At 37.9% G+C, this 26,093-nt stretch carries 25 protein-coding genes and 1 pseudogene; 4 read left to right on the forward strand and 22 right to left on the reverse strand.

Features of this window, described 5'->3' with window-relative positions; translation table 11 throughout:
• Positions 1-7 precede the first annotated feature (7 nt).
• The 7 genes and pseudogenes from ABW51_RS00590 to ABW51_RS00620 form a co-directional block, all read right to left on the reverse strand.
• Entirely contained in the window at positions 8-1,453 is a 1,446-nt protein-coding gene (locus ABW51_RS00590) for a sulfatase-like hydrolase/transferase (protein ID WP_053465110.1), read from the reverse strand.
• On the reverse strand, positions 1,453-3,132 hold the full coding sequence (locus tag ABW51_RS00595) for a solute:sodium symporter family transporter (RefSeq protein ID WP_053465111.1): 1,680 nt from the start codon (positions 3,130-3,132) through the stop codon (positions 1,453-1,455). Before ABW51_RS00595 ends, ABW51_RS00590 begins: the two co-directional genes overlap by 1 nt.
• 194 nt (positions 3,133-3,326) lie before the next feature.
• Positions 3,327-5,377, reverse strand: a pseudogene (locus tag ABW51_RS00600) (AAA family ATPase).
• Between the two features lie 63 nt (positions 5,378-5,440).
• Entirely contained in the window at positions 5,441-6,676 is a 1,236-nt protein-coding gene (locus ABW51_RS00605) for a PD-(D/E)XK nuclease family protein (protein ID WP_053465112.1), read from the reverse strand.
• Positions 6,677-6,694: 18 nt separating this feature from the next.
• Complete coding sequence (locus tag ABW51_RS00610; RefSeq protein WP_053465113.1) at positions 6,695-7,447, reverse strand: PP2C family protein-serine/threonine phosphatase; 753 nt, start codon at positions 7,445-7,447, stop codon at positions 6,695-6,697.
• A complete protein-coding gene (locus ABW51_RS00615) occupies positions 7,447-8,292 on the reverse strand; it encodes an SIR2 family NAD-dependent protein deacylase (RefSeq protein WP_053465114.1) in 846 nt (281 codons plus the stop codon). The genes ABW51_RS00610 and ABW51_RS00615 overlap by 1 nt, the downstream gene beginning before the upstream one ends.
• The gene (locus ABW51_RS00620) at positions 8,289-8,489 is read right to left on the reverse strand and encodes a DNA translocase FtsK (protein ID WP_038439774.1); all 201 of its coding nucleotides are present in this window, start codon (positions 8,487-8,489) and stop codon (positions 8,289-8,291) included. Before ABW51_RS00620 ends, ABW51_RS00615 begins: the two co-directional genes overlap by 4 nt.
• A gap of 219 nt (positions 8,490-8,708) precedes the next feature.
• On the opposite strand from ABW51_RS00620, the gene rhuM reads away from it, so the two are divergent.
• Entirely contained in the window at positions 8,709-9,707 is a 999-nt protein-coding gene (rhuM, locus tag ABW51_RS00625; protein WP_053465115.1) for a virulence protein RhuM/Fic/DOC family protein, read from the forward strand.
• Positions 9,708-9,755: 48 nt separating this feature from the next.
• Here rhuM and ABW51_RS00630 read toward each other — a convergent pair whose 3' ends face one another.
• The 8 genes from ABW51_RS00630 to ABW51_RS00665 form a co-directional block, all read right to left on the reverse strand.
• Positions 9,756-10,466, reverse strand: a complete 711-nt coding sequence (locus tag ABW51_RS00630) for an SIR2 family NAD-dependent protein deacylase (RefSeq protein ID WP_053465116.1) — start codon at positions 10,464-10,466, stop codon at positions 9,756-9,758.
• Between the two features lie 3 nt (positions 10,467-10,469).
• Positions 10,470-11,360 (reverse strand): 5' nucleotidase, NT5C type, encoded by an 891-nt coding sequence (locus ABW51_RS00635; protein WP_053465117.1) that lies wholly within the window; start codon positions 11,358-11,360, stop codon positions 10,470-10,472.
• Between the two features lie 58 nt (positions 11,361-11,418).
• Complete coding sequence (locus ABW51_RS00640) at positions 11,419-12,372, reverse strand: helix-turn-helix transcriptional regulator (protein WP_053465118.1); 954 nt, start codon at positions 12,370-12,372, stop codon at positions 11,419-11,421.
• Between the two features lie 64 nt (positions 12,373-12,436).
• Positions 12,437-12,922 (reverse strand): C40 family peptidase, encoded by a 486-nt coding sequence (locus tag ABW51_RS00645; protein ID WP_053465119.1) that lies wholly within the window; start codon positions 12,920-12,922, stop codon positions 12,437-12,439.
• 51 nt (positions 12,923-12,973) lie between these two features.
• A complete protein-coding gene (locus ABW51_RS00650) occupies positions 12,974-13,264 on the reverse strand; it encodes an integration host factor subunit alpha (RefSeq protein WP_005631730.1) in 291 nt (96 codons plus the stop codon).
• A gap of 1 nt (position 13,265) precedes the next feature.
• Positions 13,266-15,653, reverse strand: a complete 2,388-nt coding sequence (gene pheT / locus ABW51_RS00655; protein WP_053465120.1) for a phenylalanine--tRNA ligase subunit beta — start codon at positions 15,651-15,653, stop codon at positions 13,266-13,268.
• Positions 15,654-15,686: 33 nt separating this feature from the next.
• The gene (pheS, locus tag ABW51_RS00660; protein WP_053465121.1) at positions 15,687-16,676 is read right to left on the reverse strand and encodes a phenylalanine--tRNA ligase subunit alpha; all 990 of its coding nucleotides are present in this window, start codon (positions 16,674-16,676) and stop codon (positions 15,687-15,689) included.
• A 147-nt stretch (positions 16,677-16,823) separates the two neighbouring features.
• Positions 16,824-17,501, reverse strand: coding sequence for a hypothetical protein (locus ABW51_RS00665; protein ID WP_231625687.1), 678 nt, complete (start codon positions 17,499-17,501; stop codon positions 16,824-16,826).
• A gap of 48 nt (positions 17,502-17,549) precedes the next feature.
• Between ABW51_RS00665 and yfaE the strand changes: the two genes are divergently transcribed.
• Positions 17,550-17,798: a class I ribonucleotide reductase maintenance protein YfaE gene (gene yfaE / locus ABW51_RS00670; protein WP_053465123.1), complete on the forward strand. Its 249-nt coding sequence runs from the start codon at positions 17,550-17,552 to the stop codon at positions 17,796-17,798.
• On the opposite strand, the gene dapB is transcribed toward yfaE, so the two are convergent.
• The 6 genes from dapB to ribH form a co-directional block, all read right to left on the reverse strand.
• Entirely contained in the window at positions 17,793-18,605 is an 813-nt protein-coding gene (gene dapB / locus ABW51_RS00675) for a 4-hydroxy-tetrahydrodipicolinate reductase (RefSeq protein WP_053465124.1), read from the reverse strand. The genes yfaE and dapB overlap by 6 nt on opposite strands.
• Before the next feature lie 16 nt (positions 18,606-18,621).
• Entirely contained in the window at positions 18,622-19,251 is a 630-nt protein-coding gene (locus tag ABW51_RS00680; RefSeq protein ID WP_053465125.1) for a LysE family transporter, read from the reverse strand.
• The gene (locus ABW51_RS00685) at positions 19,251-19,742 is read right to left on the reverse strand and encodes a phosphatidylglycerophosphatase A family protein (protein WP_053465126.1); all 492 of its coding nucleotides are present in this window, start codon (positions 19,740-19,742) and stop codon (positions 19,251-19,253) included. Before ABW51_RS00685 ends, ABW51_RS00680 begins: the two co-directional genes overlap by 1 nt.
• Positions 19,739-20,725 (reverse strand): thiamine-phosphate kinase, encoded by a 987-nt coding sequence (thiL, locus tag ABW51_RS00690; RefSeq protein ID WP_053465127.1) that lies wholly within the window; start codon positions 20,723-20,725, stop codon positions 19,739-19,741. The genes ABW51_RS00685 and thiL overlap by 4 nt, the downstream gene beginning before the upstream one ends.
• A gap of 65 nt (positions 20,726-20,790) precedes the next feature.
• Complete coding sequence (gene nusB / locus ABW51_RS00695; protein ID WP_053465128.1) at positions 20,791-21,225, reverse strand: transcription antitermination factor NusB; 435 nt, start codon at positions 21,223-21,225, stop codon at positions 20,791-20,793.
• Positions 21,226-21,228: 3 nt separating this feature from the next.
• The gene (gene ribH / locus ABW51_RS00700) at positions 21,229-21,702 is read right to left on the reverse strand and encodes a 6,7-dimethyl-8-ribityllumazine synthase (RefSeq protein ID WP_005628657.1); all 474 of its coding nucleotides are present in this window, start codon (positions 21,700-21,702) and stop codon (positions 21,229-21,231) included.
• A 225-nt stretch (positions 21,703-21,927) separates the two neighbouring features.
• Between ribH and asnS the strand changes: the two genes are divergently transcribed.
• Together asnS and can are read left to right on the forward strand one after the other, a co-directional pair.
• Positions 21,928-23,331 (forward strand): asparagine--tRNA ligase, encoded by a 1,404-nt coding sequence (asnS, locus tag ABW51_RS00705; protein ID WP_053465129.1) that lies wholly within the window; start codon positions 21,928-21,930, stop codon positions 23,329-23,331.
• Between the two features lie 75 nt (positions 23,332-23,406).
• Positions 23,407-24,096 carry a carbonate dehydratase gene (gene can / locus ABW51_RS00710; protein WP_053465130.1) on the forward strand — a complete coding sequence of 230 codons (690 nt, stop codon included), beginning with the start codon at positions 23,407-23,409 and terminating at the stop codon, positions 24,094-24,096.
• A 26-nt stretch (positions 24,097-24,122) separates the two neighbouring features.
• Here can and ABW51_RS00715 read toward each other — a convergent pair whose 3' ends face one another.
• Positions 24,123-26,066, reverse strand: a complete 1,944-nt coding sequence (locus ABW51_RS00715) for an ABC transporter ATP-binding protein (RefSeq protein WP_053465131.1) — start codon at positions 26,064-26,066, stop codon at positions 24,123-24,125.
• Positions 26,067-26,093 lie beyond the last annotated feature (27 nt).

Here is a 26,093-nt window from a genome sequence, read left to right on the forward strand (position 1 = left end):
ACTTTGGTTAAATTTCGTCAATAATTCGATAAACCCAATTTTCCAGTGGGTCATTCAGACGTTTCATCTCAGCATGCATTTCTTCTAGCATTTCTTTTTTAATGCTGTTGTATTGCGGATCATAAAACAAATTGTGCATTTCTTCAGGATCATTACGTATGTCATAAAGTTCACACACATCGGTCGCATTAAATACGAGTTTGTAATCTTTACGACGCCACATACGTTGTTCAAAATACACAAAATGCCCCGCAAGCTGACCAAGCACACCTTTTCGTTGGTTATCTTGGTGTTGGCGTATAATCGGGAGAATACTCTGCCCTTCAAAACTTTCTGGCACTTTTTGATTGGCTAAATCGAACACTGTTGAAGTTAAATCGTGAAGATAAACAAGGTTATCATCTTCTTGATTTACACGATTAGAGTTTGGATCTTTGATAATCATCGGAATGTTGTAGGTGGTATCAAACATAAACTCCCCTTTTTCAATCATTCGATGTGCGCCCATTGCATCGCCGTGATCTGCCGTAGCCACCAAGAAAGTGCGGTCATAAATTCCGCGTTTTTGAAGATAATCGAATAATTCACCGATCGCATCATCAATTAAGGTAATATAACCCCAGAATTTTGTAATGACTTCTTTCCAATGATCTTCGCTCGCCTCCCACATTCCCCACATTTTTGAAATTGTGCGGAAATGACCTGGTTTGCCCTCTAACGGTGTAAAGAAACTCTTATCAAGCACCACATCTTCTTTTCGATACATTGAATAATAAGGTTCTGGCACGATACAAGGCGTGTGTGGCCCCCAGAAGTTTATCCATGCAAAGAATGGTTTGCCTTCATCTAATGATTCTTGAATATATTTTTTCGCTTCATCAATGATGAAATAAGGGATGGTTTGATCTCTTGTGCCTGAGAGTAAACCGCAAAGTTCTTGTACCCGTAAATGCGGGTTATCACCAAAGTAGGCACGGCTTACTTCTGGGATTTCATACCCCTTTTCTTCTAACCATTCTTTATAACGATTAGAATGTGTTGGTGGTTGGTTGAAGACTAAATTTTTATATACTCCACTACCGGGATAGCCATAACCATCAAAGTTATGGCCTTTAATCCCGTAATCTTCGGGTACGGATTTCGTGCCTACGTGCCATTTCCCTACAACATAAGTGTTATAGCCAGCCAATTTACCGATATTCGGTTTTTCTTGGCTAATTTCACCTGTACCGCCTTTTTCCCCATTTTTAATAATGCCGTGAGAAGACGGCATTAATCCGGTAAAAAGTGAAGTGCGTGCAGGACCGCAAACAGACGCTGGAGTGAAGGCGTTATTAAAGCGAACGCCATCTTTTGCCAAACGATCTAAATTCGGGGTTTTTACAATTTGGTGACCATAAGGCCCCAACATATCTTTACGAATTTGATCCAGTAGAATATAAATAATGTTCATTATTTAGCCTCTTTATCTCGTACAACAAATAACACGATAATTTGTAACACCGCCCATACGCCAAGCACCATTGATGGATTGCCGGATTCTGATGCCATACCAAGTGGTGAAAGGAAAGTGTAAAGCGCAAGTAAACCTAAGATTAAAGACACGCTGGTTACTTTTAAGTATTTCCAGTTAGTTAAATCTACGTTACCTAAGTTTTCTTTGTTTTCAATGTAAGGTTCACGGCGTAAGAATTGTCCTAAGATGAGCATTAATACGACATCAAATACGAATAATCCTCCCATAACATAAACAAAGTTGATTTTGACATTAAACACCCAAACGATGCAGAAGTACAAGATAACGTGAGTAAGTAAAGCAATACGTGCCGCTTTGCCAGATACAGTTTTGTTAAACATACCTACGGCAAATAAAGCAACTATTGGAATATTCACAAATCCTGCGAAACGTTTAGTGATTAAGAAAATACCATCTGTACCAAACATGAGTAACGGAGCGAAAATCATAGTGACAATTGCCATAATGGTAGAAACTTTTTTCGCGTAAGAAATTAATTCTTCTTCTGACCGCACTTTTTTGCTGATAGAAGGTAATAAATCTTTACAGTAAATGGTTGCTGCTGAATTTAAGAATGAGTTAAAGGTACTTAAAATTGCGCCAAATAATGCTGCAATAAAGAAACCTTGTAACCAAGTTGGTAATACTTTGTTTACTAATAATGGATAAGAGGCATCAATTGGATTTACGCCTTCACCTAAAATATGGAAACTCAATAAACCTGGAAGGTTTAAAATAATCGGCAAAGTTAATAAGAATAATGCCGCAATCAAAATCCCTTTTTGACCAGATTTTAAGTCTTTCGCACCTAAGCAACGTTGTACGATAGCTTGGTTGGTTGTCCAATAGAAAAAGTGAACAACCATAATCCCTGTGAAAATAGTTGGCCAAGGTGTGGCATCTGTTTCGCTACCAATCGCATTCCATTTTTCAATGTGCGTTGTTGTGATTGTGTGTAAACCTTCGGAGAAACTGCCATCGCCTAAATACATCAAGGCAAAGAATGGGACAAGCAATGCGCCAATGACTAAAATCACCGCATTGATCGTGTCTGATACCGCCACTGCTTTCAAACCACCAAAAATCGCATAAATAGCCCCTACAACACCAATGGCAATAACCGTGTAAGTTATGGCTGCCCCATAGCTTAAGCCAAATGCAGTTTCTAAGTTAAAGATTTTATTGAAGGCGATTGCACCAGTGTAAAGTGCGGTTGGAATTACGATGAAAAGATAAAATACCAAGAATAATGCTGACATAATCAAACGTGTTTGACGGTCAAAACGGCTTTCAAAAAACTCTGGCACAGTGGTGTAACCGTTACGCAAATATTTCGGCAGCATATAAAGCGCCAAGAAACAAAGCGGAATAACCGTTGGAACTGTCCAAGCAATCACGGAGAAATTGCCTTTATAGGACACCGCATTGACACCGATAAGTTGTTCCGTTGAAAGCGATGTGAGTACCATTGAGCAACCAATCACCAAACCGCTTAATCCACGACCTGCCAAAAAATATCCTTTTGAAGATTTTAAATCATCCCCTTTTGTTTTTAACCAAGAAATATAAGCAACCACACCGGTTACAATGAGGAAGCTGAGTATCGTCATGAGCATATGTTGTCCTCCCTATATCGATCAACATAGCGTAAAGATAATATAACGCTCTCTAAAGAGTTATGATAATTGTCATATTAAGATTGTGAGGTGGATCACAGAAATAATAATTGAAGATAAATTCAATGGTTTTTATCTTCTGGCAGTTAAAAAAATGTGGTCAAAAAAACCATAAAATTATGACTGCACTTTGATTAGAATCCTATTCGTCTTGTTGTTGCAGAAAACGCTGGTTTCACTTCACATTCACCTTGTAATGCGTTCAGCCAATCTTGAACCTTTTGAAAAGGGGAAAATTGGTGACGACGAGCCACCGCAGCAAAATCACCAGGTGTCAGCAAATTAAGCGATTCAATCTGACTTAAATCCTCTTCTGATAACAACGGCAACCCTAAAATTTCCGCTTGTTGTTTAGCAAAATCTAAACGTTGTTTGAGCGTTAAATAATCAAACTTCAATTTTAAATCAAAACGGCGTAAGTCTGCTGGATCAAGCACCTCAATTAGATTTGTTGATACCACCATCAGCCCTTCAAAGCGTTCAATTTGTGTCAACATTTCATTCACTTGTGAACGCTCCCAGCTTCGATTTGCACCCTCTCGAGAAAATAAGAACGTATCCACTTCATCTAACACCAATAACGCATTATCAGCTTTCGCTTGTTCAAAGGCTTGAGCAATATTTTGTTCTGTCCCGCCCACATAAGGATTAAGTAAATCTGAGCCTTGTTTTAACAACAGAGGCATATCCAACTGTTCTGCAAGCCATGCTGCCCAAGCAGTTTTTCCTGTTCCCAGCGGGCCATAGCAACAAATTCGCCCTTTTTCGACCGTTTTAACCCTTCACTAATACGATGAATATTGTCATTACAAGCCACATAATCCAAGTTATAGTCGGCTTTGCCTAAAACAAGCGGTTCGATTTTCGGTTTATTTTGCGATTTTAATGTTTGATTAAACATCATGAGCAACGTCTCCGCAAAATTTGATGTATTGAGTTCCTTTGCCACCCGAATTGTGCGACTTAAAATCGCCGGCGTTAATGACCGCACTTTAGCAAAATGCTGTACATAGGCTGGACTTAATTTTCCCTCAGTCAGTTGCGTAATCAGTGCCGACTTATTTTTTAACGGTAAATCTGGCATTTCTAAAATAAGATCAAAGCGGCGTAAAAAAGCAGGATCTATGCCAGAAACCGAATTCGATAACCAAATCATCGGCACGTTATTATTCTCCAGTAACTGATTTGTCCATGCTTTATTTTTTTGTGCAACAGAACGCTCCATGAGCGAGCCGTTAAACACATCTTCAATTTCATCAAAAATTAAAAGCGCCTGCTTCCCGTTCAATAACGTTTGAGCAAGACGGCTGTAATTCAGGCGTTGCTCTGCCTTCACAACATCTCCGTCAGAATCCATATAAGTAATGTTATACACCGAAATCCCTAATGCCTGTGCAAGCAACCCAGCAAATTCGGTTTTACTGGTGTCCGGCACACCATAAATTAAAAGATTCACGCCTTTCCGATAATGTTTTAGTGCCTGTTGCAAATAGGTCAACATCATCTCTTTCATGCCGGCAATATGGGTAAAATCATCCAGTTGCAAACTTGGCACTTGAGCGGCTTCCGTACAAGATTTTAATAGGACGTTTTCGTTTAATGGTTGTGTCACAAATTCATCAAAATCTAAGGTTTCGCCCCAATCTAAATAATCATGCACACTATCGGGACGATAATCGCGATCAATCAGGCCATAAGCATCGAGTTTACCGCCTTTCTTTAAGGCAGATAGAATCTGATTTTTCGGTTGTTTAAGTAAATCCGCCATGATCGCCGCCGTTCTTTGTAAATCCGATTTCGGCAAGTAGCCAAACAAATCTCGCATAGCTCCTTCACTGCGTAAATGCATGGCAAAGCGGAGAAGTTCCTGTTCAACGGGATTCAGTTGCAAAAATTCTGCCAACGTTGCCAAATTTTCATACGCCTGTTTCCATAACTCCGGTAAAAGTGCGGTGGATTTTTGAAGTGTTTTATAACGCGCTTTTAAAAGCTGACGAGCAACTGCGCGTAAATTTTTATCATTCTCTAATTCTTCTGGCAGTCCAAACGCACTAGCAATTTCATCGCTTCGCCAACTACTCTCCCGAAATACTTCGGAAAAACCTTTATGCTCAAATAAAATTTTGAGCATCATATTTTCAGTATAAGAAGACACTGTTGGTAGATTTAATTTATATTCGGACATAAAAAATACTCCTTACTGGGTTAGTAAGGAGTATTTTAGTGAGAGGTGCGACAAAAGGTGTCGTTAGAATTTTTTAATATTCAGCTTTTTTATTTTATCTAGATTGTCTGTAATGGTATCTAATAAGGGTTTCCATAACTCAAAAATTTGTTCAGCTAATTCTCCATTAGGAATTTTTTTTAGAATTTCTGAATCCCAATTTATCAACTGACCATCTAGCCATCGCCACATAACCCAAAACCTTGTATATTTAAAACGAGTTCTTAGTTTGGCTTTATCAAAAATATTCCATATTAGATCATATAACTCCTCATTTTCATCTTTATGACAATACACTCCATAATACCCATCTCTCAAATCAGCTGTATCAAATTCAATGCCAACTCCCCAAGATGTATCGCCTTGATCTATAAAAATACCAAAATATTTAGCATCAATATCACCATTAGAGTTACATTTCCACCCATAATCTTTTAGTTTATTGTAATTAGATTCAAATCTAGTCTGTAATTGTTCTACCAACATAGTCATTAATTTTTCATAAAGTTGTTCACGTGAAGCAATAACATTTAATGCAGAATATAAAACATCATTATTTTTCATTAAATAATTAACCAATTCATTATTAGTTTCAGTATTTCCCATAAGTTCCTCACTCAAAAATTTCTTTAAATCCTGAATAAATTGTTTAACTGCTGGTGCTATAATTAATGTGTTATCTAGCCAATCAAGCAAATCCTTAGCTGACAGTAATATAGCTTTTTTCGCGCTAATCAGATCTTCCCATTCATTTTTTCGAATGGAGTTTTCAGAAGGAGGTTCCTTAAAAACTGGAAGATAAATTAGACAGTATTCAACTTCTCTATATCCCTCCAAATCATCTCGATAATCTTTTAACTGTTCTTCTTGGTCACTGGCAAATCTCAACTTATTTTCAATTGAAACGATCCAACGACGTTTATTATTTAAAAATCCCTCAATAAAAATATCATGACGACGATTTTTACTTGTAGTTTTTTCAACACACACCTGAATATTGTCGTATGCTAGGAAGTTATGTTTTTCAATATACTTCAGAAAACTATTTAAAAACAAATCCCCTTGCCCATGAGCTTCTTTAGGATCTAGCAAAAAGGCAAGAATTTTTGATAACCCCATCTCATCCGTTCTCATAAACTGAAACGGATTAAAACGATTCGAGTCGTATAGTTCAGTTTTTTCACGTTGTAATCTAAAATTTTCTATCACTTGATTGATAGAAATTAAGGAATCAACAAATTGGTTAATATTACTTGCCATAGAGGCTCCTTAGGTTAATTAAAACTCGCAAATTATAACAGACAAATCATCGTAAAACCCTTGTTTCGCAATTAATTTACGACACACCGTCAATCTTGATTTATCATTATCATATTGTTTCCAAATCTTTTCTCTTACTTCAGCAGAAAGTCCATCTGTTAATCCATCAGAACAAAGTAATAAACTTTCCCCTTTTTGAATTTCAATTTCTTGATAAAAAATTTTATCTTGGAATTCGGAATAATCGGCGACTAAACAAGAAGAAACACCGCCATAAATCGTGGCAAAGTCTTCTTCTTTTTTATCGGGAAAATCCGCCAATAATTCAGACAGAATAGAATGATCTTGGGTAATTTGTTGCCATTTACCTTGGGCGTCAATTAAATAAGCACGGCTATCGCCTACGCTGAGAATTTTGGCTTTACGGGTTATTTGCTCAATTTCAGCCGCCACAAACGTGGTTGCTGAGCCGAAATAATCCTCCGCTAATTCTGCTGATAAACTGGATTGTAAATCGTAGATCGTTTGGCGACTTAGGCTTTCCATCTTGCTTAATAATTGCATTGCCAACCTGCTCGCTTTTTCAGGTCGGAGGCTATTGGAAATACCATCTGCCACGCCCACAATAAAGTGCGGTCGGGTTTCAAGACGTTTTTCAGCTGTTTTGAGTTTATATTGAAACACCGCCTCGCCATTAAAAAGGGCATCTTGGTTGTGTCGCTTGTTGCTACCAATTTGTTGGCAGAAGGTAATTTCGCAAAAGTTTTCCATTATTCAACCGCTTGTTGAGAAGGATTTAGAAGGCGATCAATCGCTTTTAGAGCCTCTAACGCCTTTATTTCTAGACTTAAAAAGTGCATTTTCGGCACGCCTGCATCTTGTGGGTTAATACGGATAAATCCGCCCTTTTTTGCTTTTGCCGTACGTTCAGAAAATCGACGCACAGTTGGAATGGCTTTCCCTGCACCCAGTTCAATGACGACGAGATTTTGCACTTCTTTTAACCACGATTCTAACCGCACTTTTTTAAAATCCTGATATTGACTTGCATAACTCCAATCATTAAACATTAGTACATTTTGACGAGCAAAGCCCCCACAATAAGGACAATGTGGTTTTTCACTGGTTAAACATAAGTTTTCATTATCCACGACAGGTTGAAAACTTGATGCAGACCAACTTAATCCTCGACAATTATTGACACACTGAAGACGCTCCAAAGTACCGTGTACTTCATAAACGTGGCTATCATCAAAACCAGCCTTTTGAAAATGCCCATCAACATTACTGGTAAAAACAAAATATCCGTGAGATTTAGCTTCCGCCCAGCGTTTTAAAATCTGATACCCTTCATGAGGAATAGTATTTCGGTATTGAACTAATCGATGTCCATAAAACCAATAGGCAAGTTCCTGATTATGCTTATAAGCTAGTGGTGTCGCGATGTCTTCAAAAGATATATTATGTTCTTTAAACATAGGATAAGCATTCCAAAATCCACCAACGCTGCGGAAATCGGGCAGCCCAGAATCCACGCTCATACCCGCACCAGCTGTAATTAAAATGCCATCCGCTTTGCGAATAAGTTCTACTGCATAATTTAAATCATTTTTCATAATACTTTTCTCTGTCCATTTTTCATTGGTGAAATAATACCCGCTTGTTCCAACTGTTCTAAAATTTGTCCGGCTCGATTAAAACCCAACATAAATCTGCGTTGAATCATCGAGCAAGATGCAACTTTTTGTTGTTGCACAAATTTTTTTACATCCTCAAAAAGTGGATCTCTTGCCATAATTACTTTCATTGCCATTATTTGCTCCTTTTTCTTAATTAAAGGCTTGATAGATATGTAAGAAGTAAAGAATTTCTCTTTGTGGAGAAATTATATGAAAGGAAGCGACAATTTGTGTCGTTTGCGAATGTTGAAAGCGGTTATTTTTAAAAGATCTTTTACAAATAAGATTATCCTTATTGCAATATGTATATTTATCTGGTTATATATACATGTAACTTTATTAAGGAAAAGAATATGAATCATCAAAATCAGATTGAAATTTACCAAGCTCAAGATGGCACAACGCAAGTAGAAGTGAGATTTGAAAATGACACCGTTTGGCTTTCCCAGGGGCAGATGGCAATGTTATTTGGTAAAGATATTCGCACCATCAATGAGCACATTACCAATATATTTGATGACGAGGAACTTGAGAAAGAATCAACTATCCGGAAATTCCGGATAGTTCGCCAAGAAGGTAAACGCCAAGTCAATCGTGAAATTGAGCATTATGATTTAGATATGATTATCTCTGTTGGTTATAGAGTAAAATCTAAACAAGGCATTAGTTTCCGCCGTTGGGCAACTGCACGTTTAAAGGAATATCTGACTCAAGGCTATACCATTAACCAAAAACGTTTACAGCAAAATGCTCACGAATTAGAACAAGCACTTGCTCTTATTCAAAAAACGGCAAACTCATCAGAATTAACACTAGAAAGCGGTCATGGATTAGTGGATATTGTCAGCCGTTATACGCATGCCTTTTTATGGCTACAACAATATGATGAAGGTTTACTTACCGAACCAAAAACACAGCAAGGCGGTACATTACCGACTTATGTCGAGGCTTGTTCTGCACTAGCAGAGTTAAAATTACAGCTGATGGCAAAAGGTGAAGCAAGTGATCTGTTTGGACGTGAACGAGATAACGGCTTATCTGCGATTTTAGGCAATTTAGATCAAAGTGTATTTGGTGAACCCGCTTATCCAAGCATTGAAGCAAAAGCGGCACATTTACTTTATTTTGTGGTTAAGAATCATCCTTTTTCAGATGGTAATAAACGAAGTGGCGCATTTTTATTTGTGGATTTCTTACATAGAAATGGACGTTTGTTTGATCATAATGGGCATCCGGTTATCAATGATACTGGGCTTGCAGCACTCACTTTATTAGTTGCAGAATCTGATCCGAAACAAAAAGAAACGCTTATTAGGCTTATTATGCATATGCTTAAGCAAGAGAAAAAATGATAAATATCGACCGAAGTCGCTATTTATTTAAAAAGTGCGGGTGTTTTTCTATGATTTTTTAATTTTCTCCAATAACTCAGCTACCACTTTCGGAACGCCCTCACCCGCTTTTTCTTTTATTGCAATCACTTGCTTACGAACAAATCCTGTATTGGGATTAGGATCGATCAAATAGATAAGTGAACCGTATGGAGCGAGATTTACCAATCCATTAGCTGGATAAACTTGTAATGAAGTGCCAATAACAATCACAATATCTGCCTTTTTCACTAACTTTTCTGCTTTAGGAAACATTGGTACATTTTCCCCAAAAAAGACTATATGTGGACGCATTGGATGACCGTGATTATCCTTATCCTCTAACAGTTGATTACCCAAACATGGAACAATGTAATCGGTATTAAAACTGCTGCGAGCTTTATTCAATTCTCCATGTAAATGGAGTACGTTCGTACTTCCCGCTCGCTCATGTAAATCATCCACATTTTGAGTGATTATATGAACTTCATAAAACGCTTCCAATTCAACCAAAGCCAAGTGTGCTGCATTAGGCTCTGCAGCTTGAGCATTACGACGTCGTTCATTATAAAACGCCAATACTTTTGCACGGTTTTTCTTTAAAGCTTCAGGCGTGCAAACTTCTTCTACTTTATGCCCTGCCCATAATCCATCTTCAGATCTAAAAGTTGGAATGCCACTTTCTGCACTTATGCCAGCACCGGTTAATACTACACAAATTGGTTTATTTTTCTCTGTCATTTTTCAGGCTCCTTTTTGTCGTAAAATTTCATCAATCGCTCTATCTCTCGCCATCATGCCAAATATATTCCCCGCTTTATAAAGGGGTTGATAAGTATAGCTTTCAATATGCAAGAATGGCTTCTCTGAAAGGCGTTGGAAATATTGTTTTAGCAGTGATTTTGAGCGTAATAACACTTCATATTTCGCTTGAATATGAGCACACATAGCTTCAATACGAATTTTAAATTCATCACTGAGATAAGGGCTGATAATTAAATAGACTGTTCTGTGTTCGGTTGCTGTTTCATCCGCATAAACACATGCCAAATTAAACACTTGCCATTTATAGCGATCTGCAAAAGCACCAATGATTCGACTTTGTTCCTCATTTTCAACTTGTACAAGGGCGGCAGGCTTTTTCAAACAATCTTGCAAAATATCACTTGGTGCAAAAGGCCCACAGCCTAAGTAAGATAAGACACAATTCCAATTAGCAAATTGTTCTGTACCAAAATGAACATGTTCGCCTTGAAATTTGCCAGCACCATTTTTAGTGCGATCATCAATTAAATAATCACCTTGGTTGAGATTTTTATGATGGGATAAAATCAATCGTTTGTATAAGGCTGAACCTTTTTCTTCACCGAAATAATGTTGAATCCATTTTACTTTATCACTCCAAGCGGAAGGATTATGCCAAGGAGCAGTAGAAAGCACATAAATATGATATTTTTTCATCAATTTATGCACCGCAGAAATCGCGTTAGGCATCGGCTCCATTAAGCTAAAAATACCCTCTACTTCATCATATCGACCTTCATATTCTCGCTTGGTTTTATCATCTAGTTTTGCAATACCTGATGGAAAATCTACCATCACATTATCCATATCAATGTACACAATCTGTTTCATTTGAATGTCCTCTCTTCAGATAGATTTATCATAAAGCGCAAAGCGACAATTTATGTCGTTATACTGTTTCTTCTAAATATACACGCTCAATTTCTTGATAATTTTCACCAAAGTGAGCTATCCACCACTCCAGCATTTGACTTTCGATCACAGTTGCTGAAATTTCATAATTATCCCCAGAATCTTTCACAGTTTGATCCGTTGATAATGGTGTTTCTGTTAAAAATCTACCAATATCTTTATTAATGCGGAAAGTTAATCGGATTTTTCGACCATGGGTAAAACCAAACTTTTGGCTTTCTACATAAGATTTCAAATTAAAATCAGGGCGTTCAAATATCATTGTACTCACTGTTACCTCAAGCAAGCGATGCAAAGCAAGGTGTAAAATATCGCCATTCTCATATTGTGCGACTAAATAGCTACTTGGCCCTTGTTGTACCAAAGCCAATGGCTTGACCTGTGCCTTATGTTCTTTACCGAGAATACTCCGATAATGCACCTGTAAAAATCGATTTTGATAAAGTGCGGTACTAATTTGAGAAAAAATTTCTGGATTGATTTTGGCAGGTAATAACGGCTGACTAGTTGGCGCAATAGCAACTTTATTAAGCCATTCTGCCCCTGATTTTTTATGGCTGTCATAAACCAAATTATATTCGGCCTGTTGAAAGAACGCTTCCATTGAACTCATAATACTATAAGGCAAAATGCCATTGAGATATTGTTTAGCAAGCATAAGCACAAGTGATTGCTGTTCATTTAAAATTGGTAAATCCAAGCCTTTAGCATTTGATTTCCATCGGTAGCCATAAGGTTTATCACGCATATCACGTTCAATTTCAAACTGTTGAGATAAGCTCTCTAGCAAGCGTTGAATTGAACGAATATCACGTTGAACACCAATATCAGCAAGTTTTTGTAAGATTTCTTCTGCGGTAATAAAACGTGTTTTTGGAATAAGGCGTAAAATTTCAAGTTGAATTTGAAGTGCGGTTAAGTTTGAGGACATTTTATCTCCCAAATTTGAAAAAAATCATTATAAAAAATGCTGGAAAATTCCAGCATTATACTTTTTAAATCCGTCTGACTTGCCAGAAGGCTTTCGACCAATAAGGGTTATTCATTGAAGAATAGACAACCCCCCCTCTGGTGGAAGCATGAAGGAATTTGTCTTCTTTTACATAAATTCCTACATGATAACCATTAGGGCCTCGGCCAGTTTTAAAGAAAATTAAATCACCTGTTTGAATATCTTCTTTGCGGACATGTTTACCATAATTGGCTTGTTCAGTTGTACTTCTTGGTAAACGAAGATTAAAACGATCGAAGAAAGTTTTCTGCACAAAACCAGAACAATCTACGCCATGACGTGAAACACCACCGAGCACATAAGGCGTTCCTGCCCATTCATGTTGTTGTTCGCTCAACATAGCTATAGCCATAATAGGATCGCCGATTTGGCCTTTATAGTTCATCGCATAATCATCGTTTTGAAAACTGGAACAAGCGAATAAAAACAACGAGGCAATAGCGATTAAAAATGATTTATATACTTTCATACCTTTTCATATGAAAAGTGCGGTAGAAATTCACCGCACTTTTGTTGCTTACTATTTAGTTTTTTCTACACGAGCACGTAACTTTTGCCCTGGTTTAAATGTCACCACTCGGCGAGCAGAAACTGGCACAACATCACCAGTTTTCGGGTTACGCCCCGGGCGAGATGACTTATCACGTAGTTCAAAATTACCAAATCCTGATAATTTCACATCATGACCAGATTCTAGCGATGAACGAATCTCTTCTAAAAAGTTCTCCACCACATTTTTCGTATCTTGTTTAGATAAGTGATATTTATCGCTTAAATATTCAATAATATCAATTTTGGTTATCGTAGCCATATTAATCCCTTAATTCAGCATTAAAGCGTTGTTTTACCTCCGCTAATACTGCTGAAATCACTGCATTAATTTCTTCATCTTCAAGTGTTTTTTCATTATCTTGGACAGTCAAGCTAATCGCTAAACTCTTATAGCCTTCAGCGACGCCCACACCTTGATATACATCGAACAAATTCACTTGCACCAATTTTTCGCCGCCTGCTTGTTTACATGCTGCGATCAATTCCCCTGCTGGTACGCTATCTGCGACGACTAAAGCTAAATCACGACGGTTTGCTGGGAATTTAGAAATTTCTTTTGCTTGCACCACATTACGTGCCGCAATTGCATTCCAAAGAATTTCAAATACAAAAGTTTTGCCATTTAAGCCAAGTTTTTGGCTAATAGATGGATGAATTGCGCCAATAAATCCAATTTCTTGACCATCTAATTCAATAGCAGCCGATTGGCCAGGGTGTAATGCATCAAATTGTTTTGCAACAAAACGAACTCTATTACCACATTCTGTTAAAGAAAGTACTGATTCTAAATCGCCTTTAAGATCAAAGAAATCAATAGATTCTGCTTTACCTGCCCAATGTTCAGATTTTGCCGTTCCAGTAATCACCGCACTTAAAACAAATTCTTGACGTACACCAAATTCTGCATTGGCATCTGGTACAAAACGTAATCCTGTTTCAAATAAACGAACACGGGATTGTTGGCGATTTTGGTTATAAAGCACTGCACCTAATAAACCACTCATTAAAGACACGCGCATTGCGGACATTTCCACAGAAATTGGGTTTGGCAAAACAAGTGCTTCTTGATGTGGATGTAATAAACTTTGAATTTTTGGATCCACAAAGCTATAAGTAATGGCTTCTTGATAATCTGCATCCACAAGTGCGGCCTTAATTCGAGCTAAATCTAAATCAGATTCTTTGTGCTCACGCATACGGAGATGCGCTAATGGCGCATTGTTTGGAATGCTGTTATAACCATAAATACGCGCCACTTCCTCAATTAAATCTTCTTCAATTTCAATATCAAAACGCCAGCTTGCAGAAGTTACCGTCCAAATATCATTTGCATAAGTAACATCGAAACCAAGACGGTGGAAAATTTCTGTTACGCTTTCTGTTTCAATATGATGACCTAAAAGTGCATCTAATTTACTACGGCGAAGTTGAACTGTATTGACTTTAGGAAGATGAGTTTCACTACTTGCTTCGCAAATCTCACCCGCTTCACCACCACAGATTTCAAGTAATAATGCGGTTGCTCGTTCCATAGCTTTACGGGCTAATTCAAAATCCACACCACGTTCAAAACGGTGCGATGCATCAGTATGTAAACCATATTGTCTTGCACGGCCTGCAATCGCTAATGGAGCGAAAAATGCGGATTCTAAAATGACATCTTTCGTTTCACTATTCACGCCACTTGCAGCACCACCAAAGATCCCTGCCATTGCTAAAGGCCCATTTTGGTCAGCAATTAATAAAGTATTTGATTGAAGTTTTGCAGTTGAACCATCTAATAATACTAATTCTTCACCTTCTTTTGCTAAACGAACTTGAACGGGTTGTGCCACTTCAGCCGCATCAAACGCGTGCATTGGCTGACCAAGTTCAAGCAAAATGTAGTCAGTAATATCAACAATAGGATCAATAGAACGAATACCACAACGACGCAATTTTTCTTGCATCCACATTGGCGATTGTGCTTTTACATTGACGTTCTTTATCACACGTAATAAATAACGCGGGCACGCTTCTGGTGCTTGTAAATCAATTTGAACTTTATCAGAAATTGTTGCTGGCACCGCTTCAAAGTGCGGTTGATTTACTGGCTGTTTATTTACCACACCAATTTCACGCGCAATACCCGCAATGCTCAAACAATCCGCGCGGTTTGGCGTTAAGCTAATTTCGATGGCATTATCATTTAAACCTAAATATTCACGTAAATCTGTACCGATTGGTGCATCAAGTGGCAATTCAATAATACCATCCGCTTCAACATCAATACCTAATTCAGAAAATGAACAAAGCATTCCTTCTGATGGTTGACCACGTAATTTCGTTTTCTTAATTTTGAAATCGCCCGGTAATACCGCACCTTCTGTTGCGCAAGCGACTTTTAAGCCTTGACGACAATTTGGTGCGCCACACACGATATCCAATAAACGATCACCGCCTACGTTCACTTTAGTTACACGTAATTTATCCGCATCTGGATGTTGTGCACATTCCACCACTTCACCCACAACGACACCATTAAATTTACCCGCAACGGTTTCTACGTCATCGACTTCTAAGCCAAGCATAGTAATTTGCTCGCATAATTGCTCGGTGGACACCGCAGGGTTCACCCATTCTCTTACCCACTGTTCACTAAATTTCATTTGTTGTTATCCTTTTAATTCAAATCCGAGAAATTACTTAAATTGTTTTAAGAAACGTAAGTCGTTTTCAAAGAACGAACGTAAATCTGTTACGTTATAACGTAACATTGTTAAACGCTCAACGCCCATTCCCACTGCAAAACCAGAATATTCATTCGGATCAATACCAACATTACGCAACACATTTGGATGCACCATACCGCAGCCCAACACTTCTAACCATTTACCGTTTTTCCCCATCACATCCACTTCTGCTGAAGGTTCAGTAAACGGGAAATAAGATGGACGGAAACGCACTTGTAAATCTTCTTCAAAGAAAGCGCGTAAGAAATCGTGCAATAAACCTTTTAATTCTGTGAAATTTGCTTTTTTATCCACATAAAGTAGTTCAATTTGATGGAACATTGGTGTGTGCGTTTGATCGTAGTCATTACGATATACACGTCCTGGAGCCATAATGCGAATTGGCGGCTGCATTTTTTCCATAGTACGAATTTGCACGCCAGAGGTTTGAGTGCGGAGTAATAATTCTGGATTAAACCAGAAAGTATCGTGATCCGCACGTGCTGGATGATGTTTAGGAATATTTAAAGCATCGAAGTTGTAATAATCACTTTCAATTTCAGGGCCATTTTCAACTGAAAAGCCAAGTTCTGAGAAAAATTTTGTTACACGATTAATCGTCATGGTAACTGGGTGTAAGCCACCGGTTTCAACTTTGCGACCTGGTAAACTGACATCAACACGTTCTTTTTCTAATTTTGCGTTAAGTTCAGCCTGTTCCCACTCCGTTTTTTTTGCATTTAAAAATTCTAACGCAGCTTGTTTTGCTTCGTTAATTTTTGCGCCCATAGCCGGACGTTGTTCTGCTGACACATTACGCAATTCTTGCATTAATTGAGTAAAATGCCCTTTCTTACCAAAATATTCGACACGGATTTCATCCAAAGCCGTTAAACTTTTATCCTGAATGGATTCAATCGCTAATTTCGCTTTCTCAACAAGCTCGTTCAGATGTTGCATAGTTTCCCCTGCTTCTCTTTTCTCTATAAAATAAAAAACCGAGTAATGATAATACCAAGTCCTTAAAAAGTAAAAGAATAATACGAAAAATCATTGGTTTATCAAAAATAAAATGGAATAACGTTATCGCTATTCCATTTTGTCTTGTTACCAACAAAATCGTTCATTCACAAAATTTTCTGACCGCTCTTTTTGCCATTTTTCTTTATTTTTTGGATTAGCAAAAAAACGTGCTTGTTCCTGTAAACGTTGAACTAATTTTGTTTCTGCTTCTTTTAACGCTTTTTGACGATCTGCAAATTTTGAGGGCAATGCTGGTAAGAAAATCACTTCATAAGGATGCGTAATTGTCCATTTCATCGCGTTTTCTGCAGCACGACTTTGTTTATCAAAATTACAAAACGCATAAGCATTAACAAACTGCCCTACAACATGGCTGAACCCTGTATTATCCTGCACCGTTTGTTTTGGTAAATCCAACACATAAAGTGCGGTAATCAAACGGTTTTGTCCACGATAAAACCAAGTAACCGCTTCATCTCTTAAGCCAAAATCGTAAGCCCGAGCAGCTAAGGTAAACATTGTCATTGGTGAAATGCGAGCTGGATTTTCTTCTACAAATTTTACCGCACTTTTATAACCTTTTAGCGTATTTTCACGTAGCATCGGATCAATTTCTTTATGTACAAATACATTTTCTGCTTTTCCATTTTCAGCAGAATAATAAGGTTTGATATAAACATTCACTGTCTTCACTGGTTCTTTGCTAATAGAACTACAAGCAGTAATAAAAAGTGCGGTTATAAAACACAGTATTTTTAACATATGGATTTTCCTTATATAATGCCCAGCAAATTTCACTGCATTGTTATTATGAAAATTCATCTAATCTACAGTAAAACCACATTAGAATTCAATAATGAAACAAGTTTACTTGATCATCTCGAGAAAAATAATATTCATCATGAATATCAATGCCGTAGTGGCTATTGTGGTTCTTGTCGTGTGAAGATCAAAAAAGGCAAGGTATCCTATAAAGATACGCCCCTTGCCTTTATTCAATCTGATGAAATTTTATTATGCTGCTGTCACGTAGAAAGTGACATTGAAATTGATTTATAAATTATTTAAATCTAATACATCCGTCATATCAAATAAGCCATTCGCCTTATTTTCTAACCATTTACCAGCACGCACTGCACCATTAGCGAAAGTCATACGACTTGATGCTTTATGGGAAATTTCAACGCGTTCGCCAATATCTGCAAACCAAACCGTGTGTTCCCCCACCACATCCGAAGCGCGAATAGTTGAAAAACCAATTTCATCGCGTTTACGTTCTCCTGTAATTCCTTCACGGCAGAAGACTCCGTGAGTTTTTAAATCGCGACCTAAGGTTTTTGCGATATGTTCACCCATAGAAAGTGCGGTGCCAGATGGCGCATCAACTTTATGACGGTGATGAGCTTCGATCACTTCAATATCGCAATAATCGCCCATCACTTTTGCCGCTTTTTCTAAAAGTTTGAAGACTAAATTCACACCGACACTGAAATTTGATGCAAACACAATAGCAATTTTATCTGAAGCTGCTTTAATCGCCACTTTACCATTTTCATCAAAACCTGTTGTGCCAATAACCATTTTTTTATTATTCGCTACGCAAAATTCAATATGCTCAAGGGTGCCTTCTGGTCGAGTAAAATCAATTAATAAATCGAATTTATCTTTTTCGCATTCAAGATCGTCCGAAACTATTACACCAATTTGACCAATTCCTGCCAATTCTCCCGCATCTGTTCCGACTAAAGATGATCCTTTGCGTTCAAAAGCCGCTCCTAGTTCTACGCCTTCCGCAGAATGAACCGCTTGAATTAATTGACGCCCCATTCTTCCGCCAGCGCCGGCGATTGCAATTTTTAATGTCATGTTACTTCCTTTTTTATTAATGAATTATTTCGTTGATGCCGTTATAAACAAGCACACAACCAAAAAATAAAAATACAATACCTGCCATATTATCAATATAACGACTGTATTGACTGTATAAACGTTTGGCAATATTACGTGAAAAAATCAATGAAATCACATAAAAATAACAAAATGTTTCTACCACAATTACCATAAAAGCCAAGATAATTTGCCACATTTCAGTAATATTTACTAAGACAAGCGACATCACGCTACTAAAATACACCACGACTTTTGCATTGGATAAATTCACTAAAAGCCCTTTCACAATTTCTTTTTTAATTGTAGTTTGCTGATTAAATTCGGTATCAGAGTGCGGTTCAAATTTAGCGTATTTTTTGCTGCGAGCCATTAAAAAACCGAGATATGCTAAGTAACTACCACCTAGAAACATAATCACGCCATGTAATGCTGGAATGGTAACGAACAACACCGCCAATCCCAACATAGAAAGCATTCCCCAAAAGGCGATGCCAAGCGTTATGCCTAAAATGCCACAAACTGTATTACGACGAGAATTACTTGCCGCCATTCGGCTTACATAGAAAAAATCAGGGCCTGGCGTCATTAATCCAAATAAATGCACAATGATTAAATTCAGCATCACAACATCCAATATTGAATAGCAAATACGACAATCACCGCATAAATTGCCGCTAATACATCGTCGACCATGATACCAAAACCACTTTCGAGTTTTTCGTCAAAATAACGAATTGGGAACGGTTTTAAAATATCGAAAAAGCGAAATAACGCAAAAGCAGCCAAAATCCATTGCCAAGATAATGACGGTATCGCCGCTAATACAATAAATACACCGACAAATTCATCCCAGACGATAGAACCATGATCGTGTACGCCCATATCTTCTGTGGTTTTTTGACAAAGGTAGCAACCGAGTAGAAAACAAAGTACAGTGAAAATTAAAAAGGTTTTTACACCTAACAAAGAAAGCAAAATCACGCCTAAAGTTGTTCCGGCTAAACTCCCCCACGTGCCTGGAGCTGGATGAATTAAGCCCGAGCCAAAACCAACGGCAAGCAAATGAATAGGATTTAAAAGAGAGATTTTTTTAAGAGGATTATTTTCTGTCATTTTGATTCCTTAAAATGATCGAAACCACTTGAAAAAGTTATATTCACAGGTTTTCCATCACGTAAAAAACGTGGCGAAAAGTCGCTGCACTTTTCTGTGATTTTACCAATGCAAGTACAAGACACGTTCAGTTTTTTCAAGCGTAATTCTAATTCATCTTTAGATTCGGGCGGTATGGTAAAACAAAGTTCATAATCTTCTCCACCACTTAAGGCAAATTGTTCCGCTTGAGCGCGATCATATTTATGCAAAATCGCGGATGAAAGAGGTAAAGCAGAAAGTTCAACTTCTGCGCCACATTGACTTCGTTCAAGAATATGCCCTAAATCAGAGATTAACCCATCGGAAAGATCAATGGCAGCGTGAGCAATATCAATTAACGCCCGTCCAAGTTCTATTCTAGGTGTGGGTCTAAGATGACGTTGTTGCAGAAAAACATCATCAGAATCAACCGCACTTTTGCCCGATAAAATTTGTGTTAAACCTGATACGCTATCGCCTAAAGTGCCTGAAACATAAATTAAATCACCAACTTGCGCTTTATGCCGACAAATTCCTTTACCTTTTTCGACAAAACCTTGTGCTGTAATCGTAATAGATAAGTTGCCCTTTGTGGTATCGCCACCAATTAATGTGACGTTGTATTGTTTTAACGTGTGCAATAAACTTTGACTAAATATTGAAATCCAATTTTTATCTACATTTGGCAAAGTTAATGCCAGAGAAACCCATTTTGGCTGTGCCCCCATTGCAGCAATATCACTTAAATTTGTTGCAACAGCCTTATAAGCTAAATCTTCAGGCGAAATGGTCGGTAAAAAATGTGTATTTTCCACCATGGTATCCGTCGTAATGGCAAGTTGATAATTCTCTGGCATGGAAACCAGCGCACAATCGTCGCCAATAGATAATTGAACGGAATCATCAACTAATATTTGTTGCTGAAAATATCGTTTAATTAAATCAAATTCACCCATTGCCATTTTCACCTATCTTATAAAAGAAAAGGCACGCGTTAAAAACGCGCGCCATTTTCAGTTTAAAAGGATTACTTACGCCCTAATGCTGGTGCGATTTTATCAAGTACGCCATTGATATATTTATGGCTTTCATCTGCACCGAATACTTTTGCTACTTCAATCGCTTCATTGATAACCACTTTATATGGAACATCTAATTCAAAGCGCAATTCATAGACAGCCAAACGCAAAATTGCAGTTTCAATAGGATCAAGCTCATCAAAAGCGCGGTCAATATAAGGCGAAATTGAAAAATCAACGATTTCAATATTTTCTACTGTTTGACGAAATAATTTACGGAAGTAAGGTTTATCTACGCCATCCATATCTTGATCTAACACAAAGGCTAATTCAACTTGTTCTGCAGTATTGCCAGATACCGCCCAAGAATACAAGGCTTGAACAGTACATTCACGCGCACGACGACGAGCAGAAGGCTTTTTCACTTGTTTTTGTTCTGTCATGATTTATGCCGCATCAATTTGTTGAATAAGATTAACCATTTCAAGTGCGGTTAAGGCTGCTTCTGCACCTTTATTACCTGCTTTAGTGCCAGCACGTTCAATTGCTTGTTCAATATTTTCTGTGGTTAATACGCCAAAAGCGACGGGGATTTCAGCATCCATTGCAACTTTTCCTAAACCGCTGCTTGCTTCCCCTGCTACATATTCAAAGTGCGCAGTACCGCCACGGATAACTGTACCTAATGCCACAATCGCATCAAATTTTTTACTTTCAGCTAAACGACGAGCAACTAATGGCAACTCATAAGCGCCAGGAGCACGCACGATAGTGATATTTTCATCTTTCACTTGGCCAATACGTTTTAATGCATCAATTGCACCTTCTAATAAACTTTCATTAATAAAACTGTTAAAACGAGCAATTGCTACTGCAACTTTTGCATTAGGTGCTGCGACTGAGCCTTCTAAAACTTTCATATTTTTTCCTATTATTAGCCATAATGATTTTGGCCCGAGATTTTAGCATAAAATCGCGTATATTCAATATTAATAAGGCTTTACCTATTTTATTTAGGGCACATTTTTAAGGCTATTTTATTGTTCATAACCCGCACCAACACTATATTTTTATGGAAAATTTCCTTTATTAAGGTAAACTATCGGTCATTTTGAATGAATTACATTTAGTTACAGAGGTTTAATATGTCTAAAGTGGCATCAATTGTTGATGTATTACAAGGGAAACTGGCGATTGGTGAAACCGTCACTGTACGTGGTTGGGTACGTACCCGTCGCGATTCTAAAGCAGGCTTATCTTTCTTAGCAGTTTATGACGGTTCTTGCTTTGATCCAATTCAAGCGATTATTAATAACGATATTGAAAATTACGAAAACGAAATTTTACGTTTAACAACAGGCTGTTCTGTGATTGTAACAGGTAAAATCGTTGAATCTCCTGCAGAAGGACAAGCGGTTGAATTACAAGCAGAAAAGGTGGAAGTGACAGGGTTTGTTGAAGATCCAGATACTTACCCAATGGCAGCAAAACGCCACTCTATTGAATATTTACGCGAAGTGGCTCACTTGCGTCCTCGCACTAATATTATTGGTGCTGTCGCACGTGTTCGCCATTGTTTATCTCAAGCAATTCACCGTTTCTTCCATGAGCAAGGCTTCTACTGGGTGGCAACTCCATTAATTACTGCATCAGATACTGAAGGTGCAGGTGAAATGTTCCGTGTTTCTACACTTGATTTAGAAAATCTTCCACGTGGTGAAAATGGAAAAGTAGATTTCAACCAAGATTTCTTCGGTAAAGAATCATTTTTAACGGTTTCAGGTCAGTTAAACGGCGAAACCTATGCTTGTGCATTAAGCAAAATTTATACTTTCGGACCAACATTCCGTGCAGAAAACTCGAATACCACTCGTCACTTAGCTGAATTCTGGATGGTTGAACCAGAAGTAGCATTTGCAACGTTAGCGGATAACGCAAAACTTGCCGAAGATATGTTGAAATACGTATTCCGAGCAGTATTGGCTGAGCGTAAAGACGACTTACAATTCTTTGAAAAACATGTAGATAAAGATGTTATTACTCGTCTAGAAAACTTTGTAAACTCAGATTTTGCGCAAATTGACTATACCGATGCCATTGATGTGTTATTAAAATCTGGTAAGAAATTTGAATTCCCTGTTTCTTGGGGGATCGATCTTTCTTCTGAACACGAACGTTTCTTGGCGGAAGAATATTTTAAATCACCAGTTGTAGTGAAAAACTATCCAAAAGACATTAAAGCATTCTATATGCGTTTAAATGATGATGGAAAAACTGTGGCAGCAATGGACGTGTTAGCTCCAGGAATTGGTGAAATCATCGGTGGTTCACAACGTGAAGAACGTTTAGACGTGCTTGATAAACGCATGGAAGAAATGGGATTAAATCCAGATGATTACTGGTGGTATCGCGATCTTCGTAAATATGGTAGCGTTCCACATTCTGGTTTTGGTCTTGGTTTTGAACGCTTAATCGTCTATGTAACTGGCGTGCAAAACATTCGTGATGTAATTCCATTCCCACGCGCGCCAAGAAATGCGAATTTCTAATTAAATTTAACGTTAATATTGACCGCACTTACGCCAAAGTGCGGTCAATTTTTTCAAAATTTTAAGGAAAGCAAAATGGATAAAATTAAACAACTCTTTGCCAACAATTACAGTTGGGCGCAAAGAATGAAAGAAGAAAATTCGACTTACTTCAAAGAACTTGCGGATCATCAAACGCCACATTACCTTTGGATTGGTTGCTCTGATAGCCGTGTGCCCGCTGAAAAATTGACAAATCTTGAACCAGGCGAGCTTTTTGTTCACCGTAATGTTGCTAACCAAGTAATTCACACAGATTTTAATTGCCTTTCTGTTGTGCAATATGCTGTTGATGTACTTAAAATCGAACATATTATTATCTGTGGTCACACCAACTGCGGGGGGATTCATGCCGCTATGGCTGATAAAGATTTAGGGCTTATCAACAACTGGCTTCTTCATATTCGTGATATTTGGTTTAAACACGGTCATCTTCTCGGTAAACTTTCCCCAGAAAAACGTGCAGATATGCTGACTAAAATTAACGTAGCGGAACAGGTTTACAATCTTGGGCGTACTTCAATTGTAAAAAGTGCTTGGGAACGCGGACAAAAACTCTCATTACACGGCTGGGTATATGATGTAAATGATGGATTTTTAGTGGATCAAGGCGTAATGGCAACCAGTAGAGAAACTCTTGAAATTTCCTATCGAAACGCTATCGCTCGTTTATCAATACTTGATGAAGAAAATATTTTGAAAAAAGAACACCTAGAAAATCTTTAAAAAACGCCCTTTCGGGCGTTATTTTTTTAAGCTTTACCGTCAGCCAAACTTTTCTTTTCTTCCAATTCTTCCCAGCGTAAAAATGCTGTTTCTAATTCGGTTTCAGTATCCGCTAATGCTTTTAATTTAGCGTCAGTAATATCATGAGCCTGTTGGAAAAATGCTGGATCGGCTATTTCAGCTTGAAGTACGGTGATTTTAGTTTCCAACTCTTCCAATAGTTGTGGAAGTTGTTCTAGCTCACGTTGTTCTTTATAAGAAAGTTTCACGGATTTCGGCTTAGAAGTGCGGTCATTTTTCACCGCACTTTCTTCTTTTAACGGTTCAGTTTTCTTCGCTTTAGACTGTTCTTCCACGGCTTTACTTGCCCAGAAATTGGCTTGTTGCTGTTTAGCATCAAAGAATCCACCCACATACTTATTCAAACGCCCTTCACCTTCGAATAAATAACATTCTGTCGCAATATTATCGATAAATTGACGGTCATGACTCACAATTAACAATGTGCCTTGATGATCAGTCAAAATTTCTTCTAAAAGCTCCAATGTTTCTACATCAAGGTCATTGGTTGGTTCGTCAAGAATCAATAAATTATTTGGTTTGAGTAGCAATTTTGCGAGCAATAAACGATTTCTCTCCCCCCCCGATAAGGCTTTAACTGGCGTCATTGCACGTTTTGGCGGGAACAAGAAATCTTGCAAATACCCTAGCACATGGCGTTTTACACCATTGACTTCAATATCTTGTTTACCATCTGCCACATTATCCATTACGGTTTTTTCAGGATCTAAATCAGCACGATATTGGTCAAAATAAGCAATGTCTAATTTGGTGCCACAACGAATTTTTCCTGATGTTGGCTGAATTTCCCCCAGCAATAATTTAATGAACGTGGTTTTCCCACAGCCGTTTGGCCCAACAAGCGCAATTTTGTCTCCACGTAAAATCGTTGTTGAAAAATCTTTTAATAAGGTTTTTCCTGCGATTTCATAGCTCACATCTTCCATTTCAAAGACAATTTTGCCTGAACGACTTGAGGTGTCTAACTGTAATTTAGCTGTTCCCATTACCTCACGGCGTTGGCGGCGTTCCTCACGCATCGCTTTTAATGCACGCACTCGCCCTTCATTTCTTGTACGGCGAGCCTTGATACCTTGGCGAATCCACACTTCTTCCTGTGCAAGACGTTTATCAAATAATTCATTTTGCAAGGCTTCAACGCGTAGATTTTCTTCTTTCGTGGTTAAATATAAATCATAATTGCCTGGATAAGACACTAATTGACCGCGATCTAAATCCACAATCCGTGTTGCCATTTTGCGAATAAAAGAACGGTCATGGGAAATAAATACAATACTACCTTGGAAATCCAGTAAGAAATTTTCCAACCATTCAATGGCTTCCACATCCAAGTGGTTAGTCGGTTCATCAAGTAATAACACGTCAGGATCGCACACCAATGCGCGCGCTAATGCTGCTTTACGTAACCAACCGCCTGAAAGTGCAGATAATTTTGTATTTGGATTCAAGCCTAGTTTTAACAACACTTCATTGATTTTATTTTCAAATCGCCAGCCATCAGCGTGTTCTAATTTAGCCTGAACTTGCTCTAGTTGACTTAAAATTTGATCACTGTAATTTTCTTCCAATTGAACAGAAATATGATGATATTCTTTCAATAAATCCGTTAAATGCCCGACACCTTCTGCGACATAATCAAAAATATTACCTTGCGCATTACGCGGTGGGTCTTGCTCTAAACGAGAAACCACAAGATCTTTTTCGTATTGGATTTTGCCATCATCCATGAGCACATCGCCTGCGATGATTTTCAATAAAGTCGATTTACCTGCGCCGTTACGCCCAACTAAACAAACACGTTCATTCGGTTCAATATGTAGTTCTGCGTGATCTAACAAAGGTGCATCACTAAAGGAAAGATATCCATTGGTTAAACTAATTAATGCCACAATTGCCCCATAAAAATTCAGTGAAAA

Origin of the sequence: Haemophilus sp. C1, assembly GCF_001276515.1 — a bacterium.
In the GTDB taxonomy this organism is placed as follows: Bacteria; Pseudomonadota; Gammaproteobacteria; order Enterobacterales; family Pasteurellaceae; genus Haemophilus.

Bases quoted from the DNA above. Each gene is read 5' to 3' on its own strand.
- ABW51_RS00590 (WP_053465110.1), bottom strand. From the start codon at position 1,453: ATGAACATTATTTATATTCTACTGGATCAAATTCGTAAAGATATGTTG.
- ABW51_RS00595 (WP_053465111.1), bottom strand. From the start codon at position 3,132: ATGCTCATGACGATACTCAGCTTCCTCATTGTAACCGGTGTGGTTGCT.
- ABW51_RS00605 (WP_053465112.1), bottom strand. From the start codon at position 6,676: ATGGCAAGTAATATTAACCAATTTGTTGATTCCTTAATTTCTATCAAT.
- ABW51_RS00610 (WP_053465113.1), bottom strand. From the start codon at position 7,447: ATGGAAAACTTTTGCGAAATTACCTTCTGCCAACAAATTGGTAGCAAC.
- ABW51_RS00615 (WP_053465114.1), bottom strand. From the start codon at position 8,292: ATGAAAAATGATTTAAATTATGCAGTAGAACTTATTCGCAAAGCGGAT.
- ABW51_RS00620 (WP_038439774.1), bottom strand. From the start codon at position 8,489: ATGGCAATGAAAGTAATTATGGCAAGAGATCCACTTTTTGAGGATGTA.
- rhuM (WP_053465115.1), top strand. From the start codon at position 8,709: ATGAATCATCAAAATCAGATTGAAATTTACCAAGCTCAAGATGGCACA.
- ABW51_RS00630 (WP_053465116.1), bottom strand. From the start codon at position 10,466: ATGACAGAGAAAAATAAACCAATTTGTGTAGTATTAACCGGTGCTGGC.
- ABW51_RS00635 (WP_053465117.1), bottom strand. From the start codon at position 11,360: ATGAAACAGATTGTGTACATTGATATGGATAATGTGATGGTAGATTTT.
- ABW51_RS00640 (WP_053465118.1), bottom strand. From the start codon at position 12,372: ATGTCCTCAAACTTAACCGCACTTCAAATTCAACTTGAAATTTTACGC.
- ABW51_RS00645 (WP_053465119.1), bottom strand. From the start codon at position 12,922: ATGAAAGTATATAAATCATTTTTAATCGCTATTGCCTCGTTGTTTTTA.
- ABW51_RS00650 (WP_005631730.1), bottom strand. From the start codon at position 13,264: ATGGCTACGATAACCAAAATTGATATTATTGAATATTTAAGCGATAAA.
- pheT (WP_053465120.1), bottom strand. From the start codon at position 15,653: ATGAAATTTAGTGAACAGTGGGTAAGAGAATGGGTGAACCCTGCGGTG.
- pheS (WP_053465121.1), bottom strand. From the start codon at position 16,676: ATGCAACATCTGAACGAGCTTGTTGAGAAAGCGAAATTAGCGATTGAA.
- ABW51_RS00665 (WP_231625687.1), bottom strand. From the start codon at position 17,501: ATGTTAAAAATACTGTGTTTTATAACCGCACTTTTTATTACTGCTTGT.
- yfaE (WP_053465123.1), top strand. From the start codon at position 17,550: ATGAAAATTCATCTAATCTACAGTAAAACCACATTAGAATTCAATAAT.
- dapB (WP_053465124.1), bottom strand. From the start codon at position 18,605: ATGACATTAAAAATTGCAATCGCCGGCGCTGGCGGAAGAATGGGGCGT.
- ABW51_RS00680 (WP_053465125.1), bottom strand. From the start codon at position 19,251: ATGCTGAATTTAATCATTGTGCATTTATTTGGATTAATGACGCCAGGC.
- ABW51_RS00685 (WP_053465126.1), bottom strand. From the start codon at position 19,742: ATGACAGAAAATAATCCTCTTAAAAAAATCTCTCTTTTAAATCCTATT.
- thiL (WP_053465127.1), bottom strand. From the start codon at position 20,725: ATGGCAATGGGTGAATTTGATTTAATTAAACGATATTTTCAGCAACAA.
- nusB (WP_053465128.1), bottom strand. From the start codon at position 21,225: ATGACAGAACAAAAACAAGTGAAAAAGCCTTCTGCTCGTCGTCGTGCG.
- ribH (WP_005628657.1), bottom strand. From the start codon at position 21,702: ATGAAAGTTTTAGAAGGCTCAGTCGCAGCACCTAATGCAAAAGTTGCA.
- asnS (WP_053465129.1), top strand. From the start codon at position 21,928: ATGTCTAAAGTGGCATCAATTGTTGATGTATTACAAGGGAAACTGGCG.
- can (WP_053465130.1), top strand. From the start codon at position 23,407: ATGGATAAAATTAAACAACTCTTTGCCAACAATTACAGTTGGGCGCAA.